Origin of the sequence: Agromyces rhizosphaerae (assembly GCF_027925245.1) — a bacterium.
Taxonomy (GTDB): Bacteria; Actinomycetota; Actinomycetes; order Actinomycetales; family Microbacteriaceae; genus Agromyces; species Agromyces rhizosphaerae.
This window is the reverse complement of the sequence record NZ_BSDP01000001.1, coordinates 135,632-154,865: the sequence shown is the minus strand read 5'-3', so window position 1 is coordinate 154,865 and position 19,234 is coordinate 135,632. Positions and strand designations below refer to the sequence as shown.

17 protein-coding genes are annotated in these 19,234 nt (G+C 73.1%); 9 read left to right on the top strand and 8 right to left on the bottom strand.

The window, feature by feature from the left end; translation table 11 throughout:
• Position 1: 1 nt before the first annotated feature.
• From QMG39_RS00755 to rbfA, 3 genes are all read left to right on the top strand, one after another.
• Complete coding sequence (locus tag QMG39_RS00755) at positions 2–247, top strand: YlxR family protein (RefSeq protein ID WP_281881911.1); 246 nt, start codon at positions 2–4, stop codon at positions 245–247.
• An 87-nt stretch (positions 248–334) separates the two neighbouring features.
• Positions 335–3,133 carry a translation initiation factor IF-2 gene (gene infB, locus QMG39_RS00750; protein WP_281881909.1) on the top strand — a complete coding sequence of 933 codons (2,799 nt, stop codon included), beginning with the start codon at positions 335–337 and terminating at the stop codon, positions 3,131–3,133.
• Positions 3,134–3,187: 54 nt separating this feature from the next.
• On the top strand, positions 3,188–3,622 hold the full coding sequence (gene rbfA / locus QMG39_RS00745) for a 30S ribosome-binding factor RbfA (RefSeq protein ID WP_281881907.1): 435 nt from the start codon (positions 3,188–3,190) through the stop codon (positions 3,620–3,622).
• A gap of 21 nt (positions 3,623–3,643) precedes the next feature.
• Here the strand turns inward: rbfA and QMG39_RS00740 are convergent, their stop codons facing one another.
• From QMG39_RS00740 to QMG39_RS00710, 7 genes are all read right to left on the bottom strand, one after another.
• The gene (locus tag QMG39_RS00740) at positions 3,644–4,516 is read right to left on the bottom strand and encodes an iron-sulfur binding domain-containing protein (protein ID WP_281881906.1); all 873 of its coding nucleotides are present in this window, start codon (positions 4,514–4,516) and stop codon (positions 3,644–3,646) included.
• 124 nt (positions 4,517–4,640) lie between these two features.
• Entirely contained in the window at positions 4,641–5,804 is a 1,164-nt protein-coding gene (locus tag QMG39_RS00735) for a glycosyltransferase (protein WP_281881905.1), read from the bottom strand.
• Positions 5,805–5,871: 67 nt separating this feature from the next.
• A complete protein-coding gene (locus tag QMG39_RS00730) occupies positions 5,872–7,473 on the bottom strand; it encodes an ArnT family glycosyltransferase (protein ID WP_281881903.1) in 1,602 nt (533 codons plus the stop codon).
• Positions 7,470–8,738 (bottom strand): glycosyltransferase, encoded by a 1,269-nt coding sequence (locus QMG39_RS00725; RefSeq protein ID WP_281881902.1) that lies wholly within the window; start codon positions 8,736–8,738, stop codon positions 7,470–7,472. The genes QMG39_RS00730 and QMG39_RS00725 overlap by 4 nt, the downstream gene beginning before the upstream one ends.
• The gene (locus QMG39_RS00720; RefSeq protein ID WP_281881901.1) at positions 8,735–9,424 is read right to left on the bottom strand and encodes a hypothetical protein; all 690 of its coding nucleotides are present in this window, start codon (positions 9,422–9,424) and stop codon (positions 8,735–8,737) included. Before QMG39_RS00720 ends, QMG39_RS00725 begins: the two co-directional genes overlap by 4 nt.
• Positions 9,406–11,964: a galactose oxidase early set domain-containing protein gene (locus tag QMG39_RS00715; RefSeq protein ID WP_281881900.1), complete on the bottom strand. Its 2,559-nt coding sequence runs from the start codon at positions 11,962–11,964 to the stop codon at positions 9,406–9,408. Before QMG39_RS00715 ends, QMG39_RS00720 begins: the two co-directional genes overlap by 19 nt.
• 490 nt (positions 11,965–12,454) lie before the next feature.
• Positions 12,455–13,450 (bottom strand): ketopantoate reductase family protein, encoded by a 996-nt coding sequence (locus tag QMG39_RS00710; protein ID WP_281881898.1) that lies wholly within the window; start codon positions 13,448–13,450, stop codon positions 12,455–12,457.
• A gap of 50 nt (positions 13,451–13,500) precedes the next feature.
• Here QMG39_RS00710 and truB point away from each other — a divergent pair, with 50 nt between their 5' ends.
• From truB to QMG39_RS00690, 4 genes are read left to right on the top strand one after another with little or no spacing between them, the layout of a single operon-like run.
• Positions 13,501–14,403 carry a tRNA pseudouridine(55) synthase TruB gene (gene truB, locus QMG39_RS00705; protein WP_281881896.1) on the top strand — a complete coding sequence of 301 codons (903 nt, stop codon included), beginning with the start codon at positions 13,501–13,503 and terminating at the stop codon, positions 14,401–14,403.
• Entirely contained in the window at positions 14,400–14,768 is a 369-nt protein-coding gene (locus QMG39_RS00700) for a hypothetical protein (RefSeq protein WP_281881895.1), read from the top strand. Before truB ends, QMG39_RS00700 begins: the two co-directional genes overlap by 4 nt.
• 27 nt (positions 14,769–14,795) lie before the next feature.
• Positions 14,796–15,239, top strand: a complete 444-nt coding sequence (locus QMG39_RS00695) for a hypothetical protein (RefSeq protein ID WP_281881894.1) — start codon at positions 14,796–14,798, stop codon at positions 15,237–15,239.
• A complete protein-coding gene (locus QMG39_RS00690) occupies positions 15,236–16,165 on the top strand; it encodes a bifunctional riboflavin kinase/FAD synthetase (protein ID WP_281881893.1) in 930 nt (309 codons plus the stop codon). The genes QMG39_RS00695 and QMG39_RS00690 overlap by 4 nt, the downstream gene beginning before the upstream one ends.
• 9 nt (positions 16,166–16,174) lie before the next feature.
• On the opposite strand, the gene QMG39_RS00685 is transcribed toward QMG39_RS00690, so the two are convergent.
• A complete protein-coding gene (locus QMG39_RS00685; RefSeq protein ID WP_281881892.1) occupies positions 16,175–17,104 on the bottom strand; it encodes an ROK family protein in 930 nt (309 codons plus the stop codon).
• A gap of 139 nt (positions 17,105–17,243) precedes the next feature.
• Between QMG39_RS00685 and QMG39_RS00680 the strand changes: the two genes are divergently transcribed.
• Positions 17,244–18,188 (top strand): sugar-binding transcriptional regulator, encoded by a 945-nt coding sequence (locus QMG39_RS00680; protein ID WP_281881891.1) that lies wholly within the window; start codon positions 17,244–17,246, stop codon positions 18,186–18,188.
• A 26-nt stretch (positions 18,189–18,214) separates the two neighbouring features.
• Positions 18,215–19,225 (top strand): deoxyribose-phosphate aldolase, encoded by a 1,011-nt coding sequence (gene deoC, locus QMG39_RS00675; protein WP_281881890.1) that lies wholly within the window; start codon positions 18,215–18,217, stop codon positions 19,223–19,225.
• Positions 19,226–19,234 lie beyond the last annotated feature (9 nt).

Here is a 19,234-nt window from a genome sequence, read left to right as displayed (position 1 = left end):
GATGGATCCGGTCAGAACGTGCATCGGATGCCGTTCGCGCACCGCACGTTCCTCGCTTCTGAGGGTCGTCGTCCGAGAATCCCAGGTCGTGGTGGATACCGCTGCGAGCCTGCCCGGGCGTGGTGCGTGGCTGCATCCGGACCGTGAGTGCCTCCGGCTCGCACTGCGCCGCCGTGCCTTCGGGCGGGCGTTGCGCGTGACCGGCGAACTGGACACGAACGACTTAGAGAACAGGCTGAACGGCTGATGGACAACCGATGAACGGCTCGAAATGAGACCCGTCCGCTAGGTATGGTCTGCCCCTGTCCGGGCGCAGACCCGGAACAGGAGAAATGTGGCTGCCAAGCCCCGTGTACACGAGATCGCGAGTGAGCTCGGCGTCGACAGCAAGGTCGCGCTCGAGAAGCTCAAGGAGATGGGCGAGTACGTCAAGGGACCGTCGTCCAGCGTCGAGCCCCCGGTCGCGCGCCGCCTGAGGGCCGCGCTCGCCGACGCCGGCTCCGCCGGCAACGGTTCCGCCGCGTCCGGCACGGCCGCGCCGAAGCCCGGTGCCGCCAAGCCCGGTGCCGCCAAGCCCGGCGCCGCGAAGCCGGGTGCCGCGAAGCCCGGTGCTTCGAAGCCCGGCCCCAAGCCGGCGCCCAAGGCCGAGCCGAAGGCCGAGGCCCCCGCGCCCGCCGACCAGCCGATGAGCGTCGCCGAGCGCCAGGCCCGTGCCGAGGCGGCGAAGCCCGCCACGCCCAAGCCGGCCGAGGCCGCGAAGCCCGCTTCCGACGCCGCGAAGCCCGGCAGCGGTCCCAAGCCCGGTGGTGCGCCGAAGCCCGGTGCCACCAAGCCCGGAGCCCCCAAGCCCGGCGGTGCGCCGCGCCCCGGCAACAACCCCTTCGCGTCGTCGCAGGGCATGGGCAAGCGCCCGGCCCAGCCGCGTCCGGGCAACAACCCGTACTCGAGCTCGCAGGGCATGGGCCAGCGCCCGACCCCGGGCAACATCCCGCGGCCCTCGATCCCGCGTCCCGGCGCGCCCCGTCCGGCGGGCCAGCGTCCCGGTGGCGGCGGTCGTCCCGGTGGTGGCGGCGGCGGTCGCCAGGGCGGTCCCGGCGGCGGCCAGCGTCCCGGCGGCTTCACCGGTGCGCCCGGGCGTCCCGGCGGGTTCGGCCCGCGTCCCGGCGGAGGCGGCGGCCGTGGCCGTGGCCCCGGCGGCGGCACCGCTGGTGCGTTCGGACGCGGTGGCGGCAAGAGCCGCTCGCGCAAGTCGAAGCGGACGAAGCGGCAGGAATTCGAGATGCGGGAGGCGCCGTCGATCGGCGGCGTGCAGGTCCCGCGCGGCGACGGCAGCACCGTCGTCCGGCTGCGCCGCGGCGCGTCCATCTCGGACTTCGCCGACAAGATCGACGCGAGCCCCGGCAACCTGGTGACCGTGCTGTTCCACCTCGGTGAGATGGCCACGGCGACCGAGTCGCTCGACGAGGCCACCTTCGAGGTGCTCGGCGAGGAGCTCGGCTACAAGATCCAGATCGTCTCGCCCGAGGACGAGGACAAGGAGCTCCTCGAGGGCTTCGACATCGACCTCGAGCAGGAGCTCGAGGACGAGTCCGACGAGGACCTCGAGTGGCGTCCGCCGGTCGTGACCGTCATGGGTCACGTCGACCACGGTAAGACGCGACTGCTCGACGCCATCCGCAACGCCAACGTGGTGGCGGGCGAGGCCGGCGGCATCACCCAGCACATCGGTGCGTACCAGGTGCACACCGAGCACGAGGGCAAGGACCGCGCGATCACCTTCATCGACACCCCGGGTCACGAGGCGTTCACCGCCATGCGTGCCCGCGGTGCGCAGGTGACCGACATCGCGATCCTCGTGGTCGCCGCCGACGACGGCATCATGCCGCAGACGGTGGAGGCGCTGAACCACGCCCAGGCGGCCGACGTGCCGATCGTGGTCGCGGTGAACAAGATCGACAAGCCCGACGCGAACCCGCAGAAGGTGCGCCAGCAGCTGACCGAGTTCGGCCTCGTGGCCGAGGAGTACGGCGGCGACGTCATGTTCGTCGACGTGTCGGCCCGCGAGGACATCGGCATCAACGACCTGCTCGACGCGGTGCTGCTCACCGCCGACGCCGGTCTCGACCTGCGCGCGAACCCCGACAAGGACGCGCGCGGCGTCGCGATCGAGGCCAAGCTCGACAAGGGACGCGGCGCCGTCGCGACCGTGCTCATCCAGTCGGGCACGCTGCGGGTCGGCGACGCGATCGTCGCGGGCACGGCCTACGGCCGCGTTCGCGCCATGGTCGACGAGAACGGCGACGCGGTCGACGAGGCCACGCCGTCGCGTCCCGTGCAGGTGCAGGGACTGTCGACCGTGCCGCGCGCCGGCGACACGTTCCTCGTGACCGGCGACGACCGCACCGCGCGCCAGATCGCCGAGAAGCGCGAGGCCGCCGAGCGCAACGCGCAGCTGGCGAAGGCCCGCAAGCGCATCTCGCTCGAGGACTTCACGCGTGCGCTGGAGGAGGGCAAGGTCGAGGCGCTCAACCTCATCATCAAGGGCGACGTCTCGGGTGCCGTGGAGGCGCTCGAGGAGTCCCTGATGAAGATCGAGGTCGACGACTCGGTCCAGCTGCGCATCCTCCACCGCGGCGTGGGCGCCGTCACCGAGTCGGACATCGACCTGGCCACGATCGACAACGCGATCGTGATCGGGTTCAACGTCCGGCCCGACGTGAAGGCGCGCGAGCGCGCCGCCCGCGAGGGCGTCGACGTGCGCTTCTACAACGTCATCTACAACGCGATCGACGACATCGAGAACTCGCTCAAGGGCATGCTCAAGCCCGAGTTCGAGGAGGTCCAGTCGGGCGTCGCGGAGATCCGCGAGGTGTTCCGCTCGTCGAAGTTCGGCAACATCGCCGGTTCGATCGTGCGCTCGGGCACCATCACGCGCAACGCGAAGGCGCGGGTCATCCGCGACGGCGTGGTCGTGGCGGACGGCCTGGCGATCGAGTCGCTGCGTCGGTTCAAGGACGACGTGACCGAGGTCCGCACGGACTTCGAGTGCGGTATCGGCCTCGGCAAGTTCAACGACATCCAGGTCGGCGACGAGATCGAGACGACCGAGATGCGCGAGAAGCCGCGGGTCTAGTTATCCCGTCCGGGGCGGCGCGAGCCGCCCCGGACGTTCTCGGAAGGGGAGAGCATGGCTGATCCGGCACGGGCCAGGAAGATGGCCGACCGCATCAAGGAGATCGTCGCGCGGCGCCTCGACAAGGGCCTGCGCGACCCGCGCCTCGGGTTCGTGACGATCACCGACGTCAAGGTGACGGGCGACCTGCAGCACGCGAGCGTGTTCTACACGGTCTACGGCACCGACGAGGAGCGCGCCGACTCCGCCGCCGCGCTGAAGGCTGCCACGGGCATGCTCCGCAGCGAGGTCGGCCGGAACATCACGGCTCGCCTCACGCCGAGCCTCGAGTTCATCCTCGACGCGATCCCCGAGAACGCGCAGCACATCGAGGAGCTGCTCCGCGAGGCGCGCGAGCGCGACGCGGAGACCACGAAGACCGCCAGCACCGCCCAGTACGCCGGCGAGGCCGACCCGTACGTCACGCCGCGCGAGGCCGACGAGGAGTAGCCGCGGCTCGGGCATCGCGGGTCACTCCGCGAGCGCCAGCCCCTCGGCACCCTCGGCGGCGAGGCCGTCGGCGACCAGCGTGTCGATCGCACGTTCGAGTTGCGCCGCATCCGCCCACGCCGGTGCCAGCTCGCCTCGCGTCACCGGTCGATGCGCCGCGCGCAGTTCGCGCATGACGATGCCGCGCACCTGCCGGTCGGACCCGGCGAACGTCGCCTGCACGCGCCGGCGCGGCCCCTCGTAGGCCGGGTACCCGGCGCTGCGCCACGCGCAGTGCACGGCGACCGGGCAGGCTTCGCAGCGGGGCGCGCGCGCGGTGCAGACGACCGCGCCGAGCTCCATCGTCGCCGCGTTGACGAGTTGCGCGACGCGCGTGTCGGCGGGCAGCAGGCGCTCCATCGCGGCCAGGTCGCGCCGGGTGGACGGCGGCGCCGCGTCCCCGTTCCCGTCGACGGCCCGTGCGATCACGCGCCGGGTGTTCGTGTCGACGACCGGCACCCGCGACCCGAACGCGAACGCGGCGACCGCGCGCGCGGTGTACGGGCCGACGCCGGGGAGGGCGAGCAATGCATCGACGTCGGAGGGCACCTCGCCGCCGTGCTCCTCGACGATCCGCGCGGCCGCGCCGTGCAGCCACCTCGCCCGGCGGGGGTACCCGAGCCCGCCCCAGGCGCGCACCGCCTCGGAGGCCGGCTCGGCGGCCAGCGCAGCCGGCGTCGGCCACCGTCGCATCCACTCCTCGAAGGCCGGCGCGACGCGCGAGACCTGCGTCTGCTGCAGCATGAACTCGCTCACGAGCACCGACCAGGGCGTCCGGTCGGCGCGGCGCCAGGGCAGCTCGCGCGCCTCCTCCTCGTACCAGCGCACGAGCGTCGCGACGAGATCGGAGTGCACCGGGTCATCGTACTGGCCGCCGGATGCACCCCGCACACGAGTGAGCGCACCGCGGGAGGGAGGTCCCGCGGTGCGCTCGGCGGGCTTGTCGACGAGCTCGCCCCGGCGCGCACAGTTCCCAGGGTCAGTTCATCGAGCCGCCGATCGCTGCCTCGCGACCCGACTGCGTGGGCAGCGGTGCGGCTTCTGCGATGAGTGGACTGACCGGGGTGGTGCGACGCGGCCGGTATATGAAACTCGAGTGGAACAGGAAGCGCAGCACGAACGCGGCTGCGAGCGTGACCGCCTGCGCGACCACGCTGGGGATCGGCGTGAACGCGACCAGGAGCGCGAGGAACGGCAGGCGCACCGCGGCCTCGAGCGAGTTGAATCCGACCGACGCGCTGAACCTCGTCCAGAACGCATGGCGCTCGTGCCGGAGGTCGCGGAACACGAAGCGCTCCTGCAGGAAGAAGTTCATCACGATGGTCACCGCCGCCGCGACGATCGCGGCGATCACGTAGTTCACGCTCACCGCGACCAGCGCGGCCATGATCGCGAGGTTCAGCACCGCGCCGAACCCGCCGATGACGGCGAAGCGCGACATCCGGCCGAACCGCAGCGACGCGAGCTGGTGCAGGAATCGCAGGCCCTGCCGGAGGTCGGCCTTGGACTCGCCCGCGATGCGCTCGGCGAAGACGAAGGGCTCCTCGACCACGGACATGCGCTTCCGGGCGAGGATCTCCAGCAGGATCTTGAAGCCCCGCGGCTGCAGCTCGGCCGTGTCGACGCTCGCGCGGCGCACGGCGAAGTACCCGGTCATCGGATCGGAGCAGTTGCGCAGCCGGGAGGGGAACATCGAGCGGGTCAGCAGGATCGAGCCGGACGACACCGCGCGCCGCACCCAGTTCGAGAGGCCCTCGCTGCTGCCGCCCTGCGCGTGCCGCGAGGCCACGACGACGTCGGCACCGGTCGCGCGGCCGGTCTCGAGCAGGATCGGCACCAGCTCGGGCGGGTGCTGGAGGTCGCCGTCCATGACGACGAACCACTCCGAGTCGGACTCGCGGATGCCGCGGACGACCGCGCCGCTCAGTCCGCCGTCCGGCTCGTCGCGATGGATGAGCCGCACGGGGACGCGGCTCGTCTCCGCCGCGGCGCGCACCCGGTCGGGGGTGTCGTCGGAGGAGTCGTCCACGAAGAGGATCTCGGTGTCGCGCGGGTCGGCGACCGCGTCGAGGCGCCGGACGAGCTCGCCCACGTTGGGCGCCTCGTTGAAGGTGGGGACGATGATGGTGGTGGTGGTGGTCACTGCGTCTCCTTCGGGTGATGGAGCGGGCACTGCTGCGGGGGCGCGTGGCGCGAGCGGGTCGCGGTCGTCAGGGAGCTGGCGACGTGGCCCCGGGCTGGGGCGGCGTGGGCGGGACGACGGCGTGGACGGTCCACTCGCCGAAGGTCACGACGGGCTCGGCGGCATCCAGCGCCCGTCCCGCGGTCTCGAGTCCGAGGTGCTCGATGTTCGGCCGTACGGTCGGCCCCTCGACGATCCACCGGATCTCGGTCCAGCCGTCCGGATGCTCCACGTCGAACTGCGAGTCGAGGTCGACCTTCTCGAGCACGATCAGGGTCCAGGGGTCGTTCCATCCGGCGGTGTCGAGGTCGAGCCACATCGAGTACGGCACCAGGACGACCTCGTCTCGCGGCACGTGCTCGGTCACCCACGCGAGGGTGCGCTTCCAGTCGCCGTTCGCGTCGCCCGCGAGCACCTCTGGCGCCCGCTCGACGAACCGGACCGCCGGCACCGCGATCAGTGCCACGGCCACCGCGGTGGCGATCACGGTCCCGAAGCCCTCGCGGATCGCGGGGGCGCGGGCATCGAGCGCCTTCTCGCCCGCGCGCCAGGCCAGGTCGAGCCCGGCGCCCATCGCGAGCGCGAGGAACGGCAGCACGCCGATCACGTACATCGCCGGCAGGTACCCCTGGCTGGCGACGATCGGGAGGGCGAAGCCGGCGATGGCGACCGTGATCCAGCGCGTGCGCTGGGCGAAGGCGCAGGCGAGCGCGGCGGCGACGCCGGCGAGGAGGAGCAGCGGGTCCTGCGCGACCCAGGAGGCGACGAGGCCGCCACGATGCGAGCCCTCCTCCCACAGCCACCCGGAGCCCGAGCGGGAGAGGAACTGGTACGCGAGCGCGTCCTGCAGCGACACCCGGTTCGGGTCGGAGAGGAGCTCCCCGCGCAGGATCGCCATCACCGGGAACAGGGCGAGCACGAGACCGCCGACGGTGAGGAACCCGACGATCGAGAACGAGCGCCCGCGCCAGCCGTCGCGGCCCAGCATCGCGAGCATGATGGCGGGGCCGAAGATCGCGGACGTGAGCTTGGTGAGCACGGCGACGGCGAAGAACAGGCCCGAGCCGACGTGGTGCCACAGCGCCGTGCGCGGGGAGAGCGCGGCGTAGACCGCGAGCAGCACCCAGGGCGTCGCGACGTTGTCGAGGAACACCTGGCGGCCGAGCTCCAGCGAGAGCGGCGACAGGGCGAACACGACGGATGCGAGGACCGCGAACGCCGTCCGCACCCGCACGCGGCGCAGGATGAGGTAGACCAGCGCGGCGCTCGCGGCGAACGCGATCGGCATGACCGTGCGGAACGCGGCGAGGTCCGAGCCGCCGATCCCGAGCAGGTACGGCAGCCATCCGCCGATCGCGAGCTGGATCCAGCCGAGCGGCGGGTGGTCGTACCAGTACGTGTACGGGGCGAGGTCGCCCTCGAGCACCGCCGCCGCCTGCGCGGCGTAGGTGCCCTCGTCGTCCTGGAAGGTCGGGCTGCCCGCGATGTTCCAGAGGCCGAGGACGTAGGCGCAGAGCCCGATCGCGAGCGCCGTGATGCGGTCGCGGGTCAGCAGGCGGCGCAGCCGTTCGGCGCGCCTCGTGCGCGGGTCGACGACCTCGACGATCTCGGGTTCGAGTGCCGTGCTCATCGCGTCTCCGCCCCGAGGTAGGTGAGGTGCGATCCCTTGTGGGCCGTCTTCTCCCAGCGGAAGTCGCCGCCCTGGAACTTCCAGAACGCGCGCACCGCGGCGACCGCGAGCAGGAGGTGGTACGCCGGGGTGCTGACCACGAGCGTGACGTAGTCGCGGAGCCGTATGCGGAAGGCGTGGTCGCGACCGAACTCGCGGAGCATGCACACCTCGAGGGCCACGGTCGCGAGCGTCGCGATGAGCGGGAGGAACGTGATCATCGTGACCCCGAGCGGGAACTTGCCGAAGATCGCCAGCGCGATCGACGCCGGCACCGCGATGCCGGTGAGCGCCATGAGGTGCTGCTGGGTGAGCGTCCACCACGCGGTGATGCGCTCCGAGAGGCGCGGCAGCGTGCGCCACTGGCCCTTCGCGTAGACCTGCATGAAGCCGAGCGACCAGCGGGTGCGCTGCTTGACCAGGGCCCTGACCGAGTCGGGGGTCTCCTCGCGGGTGACGAGCTCGGGGGAGTACGCGACGACGATGCGGTGCTTCAGGGTCGAGAGCCGCACGCCGAGTTCGCAGTCCTCGGCGAGGCAGTCGGCGTCCCACCCGCCGACGTCCGCGAGCAGCGCGCGACGCACGAAGACGGTGTTCCCGCCGAGCGGGATGAACCCCATGCGGGCGTGGGCGTGCAGGCGCGACCGGAACCAGATGAAGTACTCGAGGCAGTTGCGCAGCGCGTACCAGCTGTCGCGGTAGTTGACGAGCTGCACGGCGCCCTGCACCGCGTCGGCCCCCGTCGAGCGGAAGGCCGCCTCGATCTTGCGGAGCAGGTCGTGTGCGGCGACCGACTCGGCGTCGAAGACGCCCACCACGTCGCCGTGGCACATCGCGAGCGCGGTGTTCATCTGGCGCGGCTTGTTCTTCGACTCGCTGTAGTCGATGCTGACGGCGACGCGGTCCGGGGTCTCCGCGGCGATGCGCTGCGCGGTCGCCACGGTCTCGGGGTCGTCGTGCCCCACCGAGATCACGACGTCGAGTCGCTGGTGCGACTGCCCGAGCAGGCGCCCGATCGTCGTGCGCATGACCTCCTCGGTCTCGTGCCGGCAGGGCACGATGAGCGAGAAGTGGAGCGCGTCCTCGCCGTCGTCGAGCTCGGGGAAGCCGGTCCGGTTGCGCTGTCCCGGGTCCCACCAGGCGTAGGTCGCCAGGAAGAGCGTCGAGAGCGAGATCGCGAGGAGCGCGAGCGCGAACAGGACCAGCAGGGCGGATGCGACGATCATCGGGTCTCCTCCAGGTCTCGGGCGGTGCATGCGGTGCCGTCGCCGTCGGGGTCGAGCCCCTGCGGATCGACGCCCTGCCGGACGGCGATGCCGTCCGGGAAGTACTCGCGCACCTCGGTGCAGGTCCACGGGTGGTACATGTCGGACGGGTCGAGGCCCGCCTCGAGCATCTCCGACACGTGCCCGGTGAGGCTCGGCGGGATGGTCGGCAGGCACTGCCCGTTCTCGCCGTACTCGACGAGGCACCCGCCGTAGCCGGTGTCGCCCGCGGTCGTGTCCTCGGGTGCGATCGCCGGGCGAGCCTCGCCGAGCCCGGCGGTGCCGTCGCGCTGGGTGATCGGGGCGGAGGCCGCCTGCGCGAGGCTGGTCTGCGCGGTGGTGCCGGGCGCCTGATCGACGGGCGGCTCGATGCTCGTGCGCCCGGGCTCGTCGTCGGTGGCCTCCTCGGAGGGCGTCGCGGTCGCCGCCGTCGACGGGGCCGGGCCGACGGACGCGGCCCCGGCGTCGGAGGGGATGCCGTGGTTCGCGTGCGCGCCGGTCGGTGCGCCTGCCTCCGTGCGCTCGCCCGCGAGGCCCGGCAGGAGCAGCGCAGCGCCGACGACGGCGATCACGCCGAGGGCGATCGCGGCGGGGACCGGCGCGAGGCGGGCACGTCGCTCGGGCGCGCTCATGAGATCCAGATCCATTCGGCGACGCTCGGCACGCCGGCGGCGTCGAGCACGGTGAGCATGTACGGGCCCGGGGGGAGGAGGTTCGGGTTGTCGGGCACCTGCACGGTGCGCGTGCCGTCGGCGCCCGCCATCGGCAGGTCGACCAGGCGCGCGTTGGTGTCGGTCTGGTGGGTGGACGACATCGGCGCGAGCAGCGAGGCGGAGACGACCTCGCCGGTGACGTCGAGCTCGAGCACGTCGCCGTGGCTCGCGGCATCCGGAACCCCCGCGACCGTCGGCCGGGTGCCCGCGTGCAGGTAGGGCGGGCTGTAGACCGAGAGGCGGTGCTCGTACGAGTTGTCGAGCGGGTTCGATCCGATCACCGCCACGCGCCCGTCGGGCATCAGGATGGCGCTCGAGTGGTAGTTGCGCCCGATGGGGTCGGGCTCGACGGCGCGCCAGACGTCGCCCTGCGGGTCGTAGATCGCCGAGGTGAGCACGTCGTCGGCGCGGTTGTACCGCGCGCCGCTCGTCGCCAGCACCGTGCGGTCGGGCAGGTTGATCACGTTCACGTAGCCCTTGCCGGGACCGGGGAGGTCCGCGGCGGGCTCGTACGCCGGCGACGGCTCGGAGAGGTCGATGATGTCGACGAGGTCGATGCCGGGCGCGGCGCCGTCGGTGTTGCCGCCGCCGACGATCATCACGCGCTGGTCCTGCGCCGGCGGAAGCAGCACGGAGCCGGCCTGGTCGCGCATGTCCTTCTCGCGCAGGCCGGGCACGTCCCAGATCTGCGCCTGGGTCCAGTCGTAGAGCGAGGCACCGGTGCCGGGGAGCCCGTTGCCGAACGTGTGGGCGCCGGCGTAGAAGAGCAGCCCGTCCTCGAGCAGGTACATGTGCGGGTACGTGCCCCAGAAGCTCCAGGTCTGCGGCACCTGCCCCGCGGGGAGCCATGCCATCTCCGAGACGTCGAACATCTCGGTGAGCACCGTGCCCGAGGCCTTCTCGTCCAGGCCGCCGGCCGCCCACACGTCGCCGTTGCCGAGCTTGGTGAGCGTGGGGTACCAGTGCGCGCCCGCCATGTCGGCGAGCACGTGGAAGGCGTCGTCCTCGGGGTCGAAGTAGTAGCTGTGCGCGGAGCCCTTGAACGTGTTCGGGCCCTGGTCCTCCTCGGGGAAGGCCTCCGTGCCCCCGGCGATGAGCACCTTGCCGTCGGGCAGCGTCACGTGCCCGGCGCAGAACATGTCGTACGGCACGGGCACCTCGTCGAAGGTGTCGGCGTCGGGGTCCCAGACCACGGCCCGGAACGTGCCCGCGGCGAACTGCGCGCCGTCGTTGCCGGAGCCGGCGATGAGCAGGATCCGCCCGTCGTGCAGCAGCGTGCTGTGGATCGTGCGGATCGGCATCTCGGTCGTGCGGACCTCCCACGAGCCGTCGAGCGCCGGGTCGCCGGTGGGCTCCTCGCCGGGGTCCGCAGTGGGCGTCGGCGTGGGCGTGGCGGTCTGCTCGGGGGGCTCGATCAGCGCGGTGAGGCCGTACCCGGTCGTCTCCAGCACGCCGTCGGACGAGATCGAGACGCCGAAGCTCACGCGGTCGGCGCCGTCGGGGATCGTCGGCAGCGGCACCGTCGCCGTCGTCCACTCGGCCGCGGGCGGGAGGGCGGCGAGCTCGGTCCAGTACGACCACCCCGCGGTGCCGTGGATGAACGCGGTGACCGAGACCGCCGCGGCGTCGGAGCGGTACCGGACCGACGCGACGAGCTCGTCGCCCGGCGCGACGTCGGGGGCGCACCCCGCCGCCTCGGACTGGATCAGCTTGAGGTCGCCCGAGACGCGGTCGGCCATCTCGATCCGGTAGGAGCGCGCGCCCTCGGGCGCGTCCGCGGGGACCGCGTCGGCGAGGCCGGCGACCGAGTCGTGCTCGCCCCAGCCCCCGAGCTGCATGCAGGCGCCCGGGTCGTCGCCGTCGACGAGCCACGGGTTGACCACCAGCTGCTCGGGCTCCGGGTCGGGCTCCTCGCTGCCGGCGAGGTCGAGCAGCGCGTAGTCGTCGGTCTCCAGGAACCCGTCGGTCGCGAGCGAGAGCCCGAACACGATGCGGTCGGTGCCCTCGGGCACGATCGGGGTGGTGGCCGTCGCGGTGGTCCAGTCGGCGGATGCGGGTGCCTGGCCGAGGTCGCCCCAGTACGTCCACCCCTCGGCGGTGCGGCGGAACAGCGTGATGCCGGTCGCGACGTCGGAGCGGTAGGCGACCTCGAGGTCGTAGGCGTTGCCCGGCTCGACGGCCGGAGCGCACGCGTCGGTCTCGGCCTGCAGGAGCTTGCGGTCGCCGGCCTCGTGGCCGGCGAGGTCGATGCGCACGGCGCGCCCGCCGTCGGCGCGCTCGACGAACGACCAGTCCGCCTCGGTGCCCCATCCGCTCGCGGCGAAGCACGTCGGCCACGCCTCGCCGTCCTCGAGCGAGGGGTTCTGCACGAGGTTCGCGGGCGCGGCGACGGTCGCCGCGGGGATCGTCGCGAGCACGGCGATCGCGGCCAGCGCGGCGAGCGCGCGGAACACGGGTGAGGGGAGGTTTCCCATGGGTTGCCAACTGCGTCGGGTGGGGAGTGCCGGGTGGGCGTCGATCCCGGGTGCGAGGGGATCGATCCGTGCGGGCCGCAGTGGTGGTCGTGCGGTGGAGCCCTGCGGGTACCGAACGTCTGGCGGGGGAATTGCTGCCGAAGGTAGTGGCGGCCGCCGCCGGTATCACAGTCCCCCGAACGGGGGAGCGATCGGGGGTCGTGCGCGCTCCGGGGCCCGGCCCTGGCACGTCGCATGGGAGGCGCATCGGGGACACATAACATGAGCTAGGCTCGACTCTGAAAATGCCTTTGACCGGCTGTTTCCGTGCCAGGCGCACGCGATTGCACGCGCTCGGGCCGTCGCGCTCGCGGAGGTCGCGCGGGCCTTCGGCGCTCACCCGAACGCGTCCCGGCACCCAGCGAGATTTCACCTCGCCGTTACGTGCGACGCCCTTCCCGAACGATGGGCTTCACGAGTGCGACACCGGCGCGAAACACAAGAGCGCCCGTCACCCGGCGACGGCCCCGAGCACCTCGTCCACCGGCACGTGCGCGCCCGTCTCCTCGACCCGGTGCACCAGCCCGGTGAGCGTGCGATTCACGGGCGCCGGGACGCCCGCGGCATCCGCCCGCTGCGCCACCGCGCCGTTCAGGAAGTCGATCTCGGTGCGCTGGCCGCGCCGGATGCTCTGCAGCGTCGACCCGAGGTTCGGCACGCGCCCCATCCGCGCGCCCATCACGAGCGGCAGCACCTGGTCGAGCGCGAGCGGGAGGCGCGCGAAGAGCCGCAACCGCCGGTCGCCGAGCCCCTGCAGTGCGCCGAAGCGCACCCCGCAGGCGACGCCGACGCGCACGGTCTCGCGCATTGACGCCGTGAGCACGCGCCGCAGCCGGCGGTCGGCGATGACCTCCTGCACGCTCAGCCCGGTGATCGCGGGCAGCGCGTTCAGCATGTTCACCACGAGCTTGGTCCACTGCGCGCCCTCGAAGCCGTCGACGGCCACGACCGGCACGGCCTCGGAGAGCAGCGCGGCCACGCGCCGCGAGCCGTCGTCGGCGGGGCCGGCGCCGCGGCCGAGGTAGCTCGCGGCGGTGGTCGTGATGCGCACGTGCCCCGGCTCGGTGTAGTTCGCGGCGATGATCGAGAGCACGCCGAAGCAGTCGGCCCCCGGCAGCAGCTCGCGCGCGACCCGGACGCCCTCGAGGCCGTTCTGCACGACGACCACGGTCGTGCCCTCGAGCGCGTCGCGGTTGTCGGCGATCGCCTGCCGGGCGTCCTGCGCCTTGGTGCAGACGAGCGCGAGGTCGGGTCGCTGCGAGAGACGGTCGGATGCCTCGACGCGCACGTGCGCCTCGCCGTAGCCGCCGCTCAGCCTGAGGCCGTCCCGCCGGATCGCCTCGAGCCCCGCACCGCGGGCCGTCACCTCGACGTCGTGGCCCGCGCGGGCGAGCAGCGCGGCGAACGCGCCGCCGAGTGCACCGGCGCCGACGATCCCGATCCTCACCCGCGACAGCCTACGTGGCGGGCGGGGCCGGAGCCGCACCGCTGGTAGCCTTGACCCCCGTGACCAGCGGCATCCTCCTCGTCGACAAGCCGCAGCAGATCACCAGCCACGGCGTGGTCGGCCGGGTGCGGCGCCTCGCCGGCACCCGGAAGGTCGGCCACGCCGGCACCCTCGACCCGATGGCCACCGGCCTGCTCGTGATCGGCATCGGCGCATCGACCCGCCTGCTGCACCACATGGTCGGCCTCGACAAGCGGTACGAGGCGACGATCCGGCTCGGCGCCACGACCGTGTCCGACGACGCCGAGGGCGAGGTCGTCGAGGTCGCGGACGCCGCAGCGGTGGACGCGGTCACCCGGGACGCGGTCGACGCCGGCATCCGCGCCCTCACCGGCGCCATCGAGCAGGTGCCGAGCGCCGTCAGCGCCATCAAGGTCGACGGCCGCCGCGCCTACGACCGGGTGCGCGCGGGGGAGGACGTGGAACTCGCCGCCCGCGCTGTCACCGTGCACGGCTTCGCGGTCGACGCCTGGCGGCGCGGCGACGGCGTGATCGACCTCGACGTGACCGTCGACTGCTCGTCGGGCACGTACATCCGCGCACTCGCGCGCGACCTCGGCGCGGCCCTCGGGGTCGGCGGCCACCTCACGATGCTCCGCCGCACGCGCGTCGGCCCGTTCGACGTGGCCGACGCGGTCGAGCTCGCCGACGACACCGATGTCGCCGGCGCGCTGCTCGCACCGGCCGAGGCGGCCTCCCGAGTGCTGCCCCGCGTCGACGTCGACGCCGAGCAGGCGACCGATCTCGGGCACGGCAAGCGCGTCGCGATCGACCCCGGCTCGCGCGGCCCGTTCGCCGCCGTCGATCCGTCCGGCCGGCTGGTCGCCATCGTCGAGCGCCGCGGCGGCACCCTCGCCGTGGTCACCGGATTCCCCGCCGAGGAGGCATCGTGATCGACTGGTTCGCGTACCTGCAGGTCGGCGTCGCCACGGCGGCCGGGCTGCTCTGCGTGGTGCTCGGTCTCGTCGGCCGTGCGCCGAGCGACCTCACCATGGGCGCGCTCGCGCTCGTGGAGGTGCTGCTGGTGGCGCAGGTGGTGGTCGCGATCGCGGCCCCGGCGTTCGGCAACGCGCCGACCGGCGACCCGCTCGAGTTCTGGACCTACCTGGTGTCCGCGGTGCTGCTGCCGGTCGGCGCGGGCTTCTGGGCGCTGCTCGAGCGCAGCAGGTGGAGCACCGTCGTGCTGGGCGTGGCCGCGCTGGCGGTCGCCGTGATGGTCTACCGCATGCTGCAGATCTGGACCGTGCAGCAGGCCTGACCTGCCGCCAGCGATAATCGAGGAACGATGACCGAAGTCGACCGAACCGTGGATGCCCCCGCGACCCGCCCCCGCATGAGCGGGATCGGGCGCGTGCTCGTGGCCGTGTACGCCGTGCTCGCCCTCGCGGCGACCGGGCGCTCCTTCGTGCAGATCGCGACGAAGTTCGACGAGGCGCCGCTCGCGTACCTGCTCTCGGCGCTCGCCGCGGTCGTGTACGTGCTCGCGACCGTCGCGCTGATCCGGCGCGGACGGGCCTGGTACGTGGTCGCCTGGGTCACGATCGTCTTCGAGTTCACGGGCGTGCTCGTCGTCGGCACGCTGTCGCTGGTCGATCCCGCGCTGTTCCCGCACGACACCGTGTGGTCGGCGTTCGGTCGCGGCTACCTGTTCATCCCGGCCGTGCTGCCGGTGCTCGGCATGTGGTGGCTCGCGCGCCACCCGGTGCGCCGCGCGGAGGTCGTCGAGTGAGGGTCTTCGACGGCCTGGCCGACGTGCCGGGCGACGCCGGGCCCTCGGTCGTCACGATCGGCAAGTTCGACGGGGTGCACACCGGGCACCGCGCCGTGATCGACGAGCTGCGCGCACGCGCCGAGGCGCTCGGCGTCGCCTCGGCGGTCGTCACCTTCGACCGGCATCCGCTCGCCTACCTCGCGCCCGAGAAGTGCCCCGAGCCGCTCGTGAGCGTGCGCCAGAAGCTCGACCTGCTCGCCGGGACCGGCGTCGACGAGACCCTGCTGCTGCACTTCGACGCGCGGCTCGCGTCGATCGAGCCCGAGGACTTCGTCGGCCACGTGCTGGTCGACGCGCTGGGCGCCCGCGAGGTGCTGGTCGGCGCGGACTTCCGCTACGGTCACCGCGGCGCGGGCGACGTGGCGAGCCTCGCCGAGGCCGGCGAGCGACACGGGTTCGCCGTGCGCGTGGTCGGCGACGTGGTGCCGGAGGCCGACCGCAAGGTGTCCTCGACCTGGATCCGCGAGCTGCTCGACGCCGGCGACGTCGCCGCGGCCGGCGGCCTGCTCGGCCACCCGCCGACGGTGCGCGGCATCGTCGTGCACGGGGCCGCCCGCGGGCGCGAGCTCGGGTTCCCGACCGCGAACCTCGCGGAGGAGTCGGAGGGGCTCATCCCTGCCGACGGCGTGTACGCGGGCTGGCTGGTCGACGGGGACGACCGGCTCCCCGCCGCGATCTCGGTCGGCAACAACCCGACGTTCCAGGGCGTGCGCCAGCAGCAGGTCGAGGCGTACGTGCTCGACCGCGACATCGACCTCTACGACCACGTGGTGGACATCGAGTTCGCCGAGCGGATGCGCGGCATGGTCGCGTTCGCCGGGATGGAGCCGCTCATGGCGCAGATGCGCCAGGACGTCGAGGACGTGCGCCGCACCCTGGGCTGAGCCGACCGCTCAGGCGAGCTCGCCGGCGCGGTGCACGAGCGACGCCGCGCCGATGAGCGGGCCGTCGCCCGACAGCGCCGACGGCACGATCTTCAGGCGCGTGACGAACCCGAACCCGGTGCGCTCGGCGAGCGCCGCGCGGGCGTGGTCGAAGAACGCCGGGGCGACGTGCGAGAACCCGCCGCCGATCGCCACGAGGTCGAGGTCGAGCAGGTTCGTGGCCGACGCGGCCGCGCGGCCGACCGCCGTGCCCGCGCGCCGCACCGCGGCGATCGCGATCGCGTCGCCCGCCGCGTGCGCCGCGGCGAGGTCCTCGCCGGTGCTGCCGGTGAACCCCTGCGAGCGGGCCCAGGCCACGGTGCGGGGGCCGGATGCCACGGCCTCGAGGCATCCCGTGCCGCCGCACGGGCACGGGTCGTCGAAGCCGCCCACCTCGATGTGGCCGACGTGCCCGCCGTTGCCGGTGGGACTCGCGACGGCGCGCCCGTCGAGGATGAAGCCGCCCCCGACGCCCGTGGAGACGACCATGCCCATCATCGCGCCGACGCCCCGCCCCGCGCCGAGCCAGTGCTCGGCGAGCGTGATGCAGAGCCCGTCGATGCGGAGCGTCACGGGCACGCCCGGCAGCGTGCGCTCGACCAGGCCGACCAGCGGGTAGTCGCGCCAGACCGGCAGGTTCAGCGGCGACACGAGGCCGCCGACGAGGTCGACGGGGCCCGCCGAGCCGATGCCGACGCCGAGGAGGGCGTCGCCGTCCGGCAGTGCCGCGGCGGTGGCGGTGACGACCTCCGCGACGTTCGCCGCGAGTTCGTCCGAGGTCGCTGAGGGGCCGGTCGGGCGCCGGTGCCGCGTGCCGGGCAGTACCGTGCCGGCGTCGTCGACGAGGGCGCCCTCGACCTTGGTGCCGCCGATGTCGACGGCGAGTGCGAGGGGGCGCATGGGGCAAGCCTAGTGAGCATCGGCGGGGCGCGATCGCGCTCGCGGGGGCATCCGCAGTGCTCATCTGAGCATGAATGCCAACAGGTGTTGCCGCCCCGTCCGGGCAGGCGTACCGTGGGCACATGTGGGAGGGAACGTGATGGTCGAGACCGACGAACTCCTCTCGATCCGGGCGGCGGAGCTCTACTACGAGGAGAACAAGACCCAGGACGAGATCGGCCAGGCACTGCACCTGACCCGCTGGAAGGTCGGCCGGCTCCTCTCGCAGGCGAAGGCCAAGGGGTACATCCGGATCGAGATCGTGCACCCGCGGGCGAGGCGCCTGCCGATCGAGCGGCGGCTGCGCGAGGAGCGCGGCCTCGCGGACGCGATCGTCGTGTCCTCCGCGGGCGTCGACTCGGCCGACGAGGTGCAGGCGCGCACCGCGCAGGCCGCGGCCGACTACCTCACCGCACTGCGCCCGGTGCCGCGCACCCTCGGGGTGAGCTGGGGCCGCACGCTGCACCTGGTCGCCCAGCACCTCCGCCAGGGCTGGGCGTCGGGCGTCGGCGTCGTGCAGATCAACGGCGGCGTGAGCCTCAACCGGCGCGCGGGCACCGCGGCCGCGACCGCCGTCGCGATCGCCCAGAAGGGCGCGGGCCACGCCACGCTGCTGCCGAGCCCCGCCATCCTCGAGCGCATCGAGACCAAGCGCGCCATCGAGTCCGACCGCGTCGTCGCCGGCGTGATCGACGAGGCCCGCTCGGCGAGCGCCTACCTGTTCAGCGCGGGCGCGGCCGACCACGGGTCCGTGCACGTCGAGAGCGGGTACCTCGCGGCATCCGACGTCGACGAGCTCGTGCGCAAGGGCGCCGTCGGCGACGTCGTGGGCCGCTACATCGACCCCGACGGCAACATCGTCGACCCCGCCCTCGACGCGCGCACCGTCGGCCTCACGCTCGACGAGCTGCGCGCCGCCGACCACGCGATCGCGGTGATCGCCGGCCGCAGCAAGCACGCGGTCGCCGACGCCGTCGTGCGCAGCGGCCTCTGCACCGTCCTCGTCACCGACGAGGAGACGGCACTCCACATCCTCGACGGCTGAGCCGTCCGCACGAAGGAAGTCACGCAATGTCCGGATCCCAGCTCGTGCATCCCGCACGTGAGCGCGCAGTCGCCATCCTCGGCGGCGACCCCGACGACGCCACGCTCCGCAGGTACCTCCACGGCATCCCCGGGGTCGACGCCGTCGGCCTCGAGCAACGCGCGGCCGGCCTCGGCACCAGGTCGATCAAGACCTCGTCGAAGCGGTGGGCGCTCGACAAGATCATCGAGCTCATCGACCTGACCACGCTCGAGGGCGCCGACACCCCGGGCAAGGTGCGCTCGCTCGTGGCGAAGGCGCTCCGCCCCGACGCGTCGGACCCGACGACCCCGCGCGTCGCGGCCGTCTGCGTCTACGGCGACATGGTGCCCCACGCCGTCGAGGCGCTCGGCGCCGCGCACGGCGACCCCGACGACGGCCTCGTCTCGGTCGCCGCGGTGGCCACCGCGTTCCCCAGCGGGCGCTCGTCGCTCGCGATCAAGCTGCAGGACACGGCCGACGCCGTGGCCGCCGGGGCCGACGAGATCGACATGGTGATCGACCGCGGGGCCTTCCTCGCGGGCCGGTACGGCCAGGTGTTCGACGAGATCGCCCAGGTCAAGGAGGCGTGCGCCCGGCCCGACGGCACGTCCGCCTCGCTCAAGGTGATCCTCGAGACCGGCGAGCTCAACACGTACGACAACGTGCGCCGCGCCTCGTGGCTCGCGATCCTGGCCGGCGGCGACTTCATCAAGACGTCGACCGGCAAGGTGCAGCCCGCCGCGACCCTGCCCGTGACGCTGCTCATGCTCGAGGTCGTGCGCGACTGGCACCGCCTGACCGGCCAGCGCATCGGCGTGAAGCCCGCCGGCGGCATCCGCTCGTCGAAGGACGCGATCAAGTACCTCGTGACCGTCGCCGAGACCGTGGGGGAGGAGTGGCTGCAGCCGCACCTGTTCCGCTACGGCGCCTCCAGCCTCCTGAACGACGTGCTCATGCAGCGCCGCAAGATGGCCAGCGGGCACTACTCCGGACCCGACTACCTGACGATCGACTGAGGACACACG

Bases quoted from the DNA above. Each gene is read 5' to 3' on its own strand.
- QMG39_RS00755 (WP_281881911.1), top strand. From the start codon at position 2: ATGGATCCGGTCAGAACGTGCATCGGATGCCGTTCGCGCACCGCACGT.
- rbfA (WP_281881907.1), top strand. From the start codon at position 3,188: ATGGCTGATCCGGCACGGGCCAGGAAGATGGCCGACCGCATCAAGGAG.
- QMG39_RS00730 (WP_281881903.1), bottom strand. From the start codon at position 7,473: ATGAGCACGGCACTCGAACCCGAGATCGTCGAGGTCGTCGACCCGCGC.
- QMG39_RS00725 (WP_281881902.1), bottom strand. From the start codon at position 8,738: ATGATCGTCGCATCCGCCCTGCTGGTCCTGTTCGCGCTCGCGCTCCTC.
- QMG39_RS00720 (WP_281881901.1), bottom strand. From the start codon at position 9,424: ATGGATCTGGATCTCATGAGCGCGCCCGAGCGACGTGCCCGCCTCGCG.
- QMG39_RS00715 (WP_281881900.1), bottom strand. From the start codon at position 11,964: ATGGGAAACCTCCCCTCACCCGTGTTCCGCGCGCTCGCCGCGCTGGCC.
- QMG39_RS00695 (WP_281881894.1), top strand. From the start codon at position 14,796: ATGACCGAAGTCGACCGAACCGTGGATGCCCCCGCGACCCGCCCCCGC.
- QMG39_RS00685 (WP_281881892.1), bottom strand. From the start codon at position 17,104: ATGCGCCCCCTCGCACTCGCCGTCGACATCGGCGGCACCAAGGTCGAG.
- QMG39_RS00680 (WP_281881891.1), top strand. From the start codon at position 17,244: ATGGTCGAGACCGACGAACTCCTCTCGATCCGGGCGGCGGAGCTCTAC.
- deoC (WP_281881890.1), top strand. From the start codon at position 18,215: ATGTCCGGATCCCAGCTCGTGCATCCCGCACGTGAGCGCGCAGTCGCC.